At 39.8% G+C, this 3,743-nt stretch carries 5 protein-coding genes; 1 reads left to right on the plus strand and 4 read right to left on the minus strand.

All coding sequences use genetic code 11. The features are described from left to right. The 3 genes from WBM70_RS00780 to WBM70_RS00790 form a co-directional block, all read right to left on the minus strand. On the minus strand, positions 1 to 1,021 hold a 1,021-nt coding region (locus tag WBM70_RS00780; RefSeq protein WP_424556611.1), incomplete at its 3' end, for a molybdopterin molybdotransferase MoeA. 19 nt (positions 1,022 to 1,040) lie between these two features. Then, positions 1,041 to 1,475, minus strand: coding sequence for a molybdopterin synthase catalytic subunit (locus tag WBM70_RS00785; RefSeq protein ID WP_424556612.1), 435 nt, complete (start codon positions 1,473 to 1,475; stop codon positions 1,041 to 1,043). Positions 1,476 to 1,478: 3 nt separating this feature from the next. After that, the gene (locus WBM70_RS00790; protein ID WP_424556613.1) at positions 1,479 to 1,700 is read right to left on the minus strand and encodes a MoaD/ThiS family protein; all 222 of its coding nucleotides are present in this window, start codon (positions 1,698 to 1,700) and stop codon (positions 1,479 to 1,481) included. 174 nt (positions 1,701 to 1,874) lie between these two features. Here WBM70_RS00790 and WBM70_RS00795 point away from each other — a divergent pair, with 174 nt between their 5' ends. Beyond that, positions 1,875 to 2,522, plus strand: a complete 648-nt coding sequence (locus WBM70_RS00795) for an MqnA/MqnD/SBP family protein (RefSeq protein ID WP_424556614.1) — start codon at positions 1,875 to 1,877, stop codon at positions 2,520 to 2,522. Positions 2,523 to 2,539: 17 nt separating this feature from the next. On the opposite strand, the gene gltX is transcribed toward WBM70_RS00795, so the two are convergent. Then, the gene (gltX, locus tag WBM70_RS00800) at positions 2,540 to 3,742 is read right to left on the minus strand and encodes a glutamate--tRNA ligase (protein ID WP_424556615.1); all 1,203 of its coding nucleotides are present in this window, start codon (positions 3,740 to 3,742) and stop codon (positions 2,540 to 2,542) included. Between the last annotated feature and the right edge of the window lies 1 nt (position 3,743).

Raw genomic sequence — 3,743 nt, forward strand, 5'->3', positions numbered from 1 at the left:
CTTTTTTAGCACGTTTGACAAATGCCTCAGCCAATTTGGCTTTGACCTTACGTAAAGAGGACTTTCCATGTTGAAGTTTTTCTATAAATGGAACCAAGTACAATAGTGCTGTGACCGTAGAAGAATAGGCAAAACCAGGCAGTCCGATGATAAATTTATCATCTTTGCGTGCTACCATGATATGCTGCCCCGGTTTCACGCGTACACCCTTGAACACTACATCACATCCAAGTTCATAGATTACATCTTTTACAAAATCAAAATCACCGACACTTACACCACCTGTGGTGACAACAATATCACTTTTCTCTAACGCATCTGAGATAGCTGTAGTAATAGTCGCTTTATCATCTTTAATGCACCCAAGTTGCATAGGGATACCATCATACTTATTGACAATTGCCTCTAGTATATAATTATTGGAGCTTCGTATCTGAGAATCATTGGTTTGTTCTTCCCCTAATTCTAATAGTTCCGAACCTGTTGATATGATAGCCACTGTTGGCTTCTCATAGACAAGTACATTGGCGATGTTCAAACTGGCCATTACCCCTATTTGAGGAAAGTCAATTTTTGTCCCCTTAGGAATAAGCATCTGCCCTTTTGCATAGTTCTCTCCTACTTCACGTACAGAAAACCCTTGGGGAACCTCTTCCTTGATGACAATCTCATCACCATCAACTTCTACATTTTCTATAGGGATAAGGGTGTCTGCTCCATGAGGCATAAGTGAACCCGTAAAGGTCTTGATGCATGTACCGCCTATCACTTCTTCTTTCAGTGCAGAACCCGCAGGGTTGATACTGCCCACCTTGAGCGTACCTAAAGTCATATCTTCATGGATGATAGCATAGCCATCCATCGCAGAAGTAGGGAACTCCGGAGAGTTATGATCTGCGATAATATCTTCCGCCAGTACATACCCTAAAGCATCTACCAAATAAAGTTTTTTTGTTTTGTACGTGTTTATCTCAAGATTTTGTATCATCTCGATTGATTCATCAAAGTGCATAAATGCCATTATCATTGTTCCTTCATTATTATGCCAATAGTCCCGAACCATTCATCGGAGTGCTTCTGTCTTCTGCATAAATTCGTTTTCCATTTTTTACATCATACTTCCAGATAGGCGCATTGGCTTTAAAATCTTCTACAAATTCATCTATGAGTTCTAGTGCTACTCTACGTTTAGGCGAGAACACAGCAGAAACATATGAAGAGGTATGTACTGGGACATCTCCTATGGAGTGTGCCATTCTTACCACCGCTCCTAGAGCAGCTGCTTTCTCTTGCCAGTCATCAAACCATTTTTGTAGTATAGGTTCATAGATATCAAAACTAAGTGCTTCTATATCATCCTCTGCACGTATCGTTCCCACAAAAGGAATATAGGCACCATAGTTTGACTCTGCTTGTTCATCAAGCCAACGACCAAATATCTCTTTGGTATCTAACGGGCCATTGTAAAGTTCCACGACTTAGCCACCACACACAGGAGGCAAGATAGAGATTTTATCACCATCCTTGAGTACGGTTGTCAGGTCATTCACCATTGTGTCATTCAATGCTACGGCACATTTGTCCAACCATTGTAATAAACTACTATCTTCTTTAAGCTGTGCAGAGATATCTGCCAATGTTTCTGCTTCCATCTCTACCGGGGCCTTACCGATAGGACCTAAAAATTCTACTTTTACCATGAGAAAGCTCCTTTTTATTATGTACAACTAGTCATATGAGCCCTTTAGTTAAAAGGACTTGCGTTAGTGTCATTTGACAGGTTTTGCCCGAAAAATGGCCTATAATAGTAACGCGATTATAAATCTTGTTTGGTATAATTACGCTTAAACAGGATTTTGAGAGGAGCTTACGCCATGTTGTTTGGGTCTATTAGCTATCTCAATTTGCTACCTTTTCAAGTGTTCCTCAAGCGCTATATTTCCAACAATGCTTCCCAGATGACCTTTCGTTACAAACGTGCAGTCCCTTCACAGATCAACAAAGCACTAAAACGGCGAGAGGTCAATGCTGCATTCATCTCTTCTGTCGAGTCTGCTAAATGTAAATGCACAGATCTAGGTATCGTAGCGGATAAAAAAGTCTACAGTGTTTTACTTTTAGAAGGAGAAAATGAGATTGATCCAGCATCTGCCACTTCCAATCAACTTGCACGAGTATTGGATCTGCAGGGAAAAGTACTCATTGGTGATGCAGCACTGAAACATTATTTAAATGGTGGAGAGGGTATTGACCTGGCAGAAGCCTGGCATGAAGAGACAGGTCTTCCCTTTGTATTTGCAAGACTCTGTTACAACAAACATGAAACAGCTATCCTGAAATTGGCTCACACTTTTGCACAGACCAAAGTCAAAATTCCCCAATACATTCTTAAAAAAGAAGCAAAAAAAAGAGGTATAACACCGAATCAACTTACTTGGTATTTGAGCCATATACGTTATAAAATGGATAACAAATCAAAGAAATCTTTAAAGTTATTTCTAAATAAAAGTAGACGTTTGTAGAGGTTTTACCCTACAAACTACTCTATCGTTGCAATCGCTTTTGTGATACGAGACACCGTTTCATCCACACCTAAGATAGCCATGATCTCATCAAGCCCGGATCCGGTCATCGAACCAAGTAAACTCACACGGAGTGGCATACCTATCTTACCAAACCCTATCTCTTTTGTTTCAACAAGTTTTTCCATTACCGTATGGTAATCACAAGGAAGATGCAGTGTTTTATCCCAGTTTTGAAGCATTGATGCAAAATCATTCAATATCTCTTTTGCTTCACCTTTAAAAGCTTTTTTCGCAGATTTTTCATCATATTCACTTGGTGCAGTAAGAATAAGATTGATCTGTTCTGCAAGTTCTACAAGCGTTTTCCCTCTCTCTTTAGTTGCGTCAAGTAGTAACTCCAACTTATCATGCCCGTGGATATCCACACCAAAATCTTTAAGTAGAGTAGCAAGTTCATCATTTGGTGTGTTTTTAATATAATGCGCATTCAACCAAAGTAATTTATCCAGATTATAATTGGATGAACTTTTATTAATATTTTTAGGGTCAAATAGTGTTATCATCTCTTCGATACTAAAGATCTCCTGATCACCATGACTCCAGCCAAGACGGACCAAGAAGTTCAAGAGTGCTTCAGGAAGGTACCCCATAGCTTTATACTCCATCACATCGGTTGCTCCATCTCTTTTAGAGAGTTTTTTACCCTGTTCATTGTTGATCATCGCAACATGATTAAAGTTAGGGAGAGGAAATCCAAGTGCATTATACACAACGATCTGCTTAGGGGTATTGTAAAGATGATCATCTCCTCGGATCACATCTGTCAATCCCATAAGTGCATCGTCTATCGCAACCACAAAATTATACGTAGGGGCACCATCTGCTCTGGCAATCACAAAATCATCTACCTCAGAAGCTGCAATATTCATTTTGCCTTTAACCCCATCTACAAAGCTGATCGTACCCTCTTGAGGTGCTTTGATACGGATCACCGGGTCTACACCTTCAGGTGGTGTCCCAGTAAAATCACGATAACGTCCATCATAACGTGTACGTTCTTTTTTAGCCATTTGCTCTTCACGTAAAGCATCAAGTTCTTCTCTACTCATGTAACATTTATAGGCTTTGCCTTCCTCGAGAAGTCTATCAATGTATTTTGTATAGAGGTCAAATCTTTTGGACTGATACACTACTTCCCCATCATGACTCATTCCCACC

The organism is Sulfurovum sp., assembly GCF_049668085.1.
Classification (GTDB): Bacteria; Campylobacterota; Campylobacteria; order Campylobacterales; family Sulfurovaceae; genus Sulfurovum.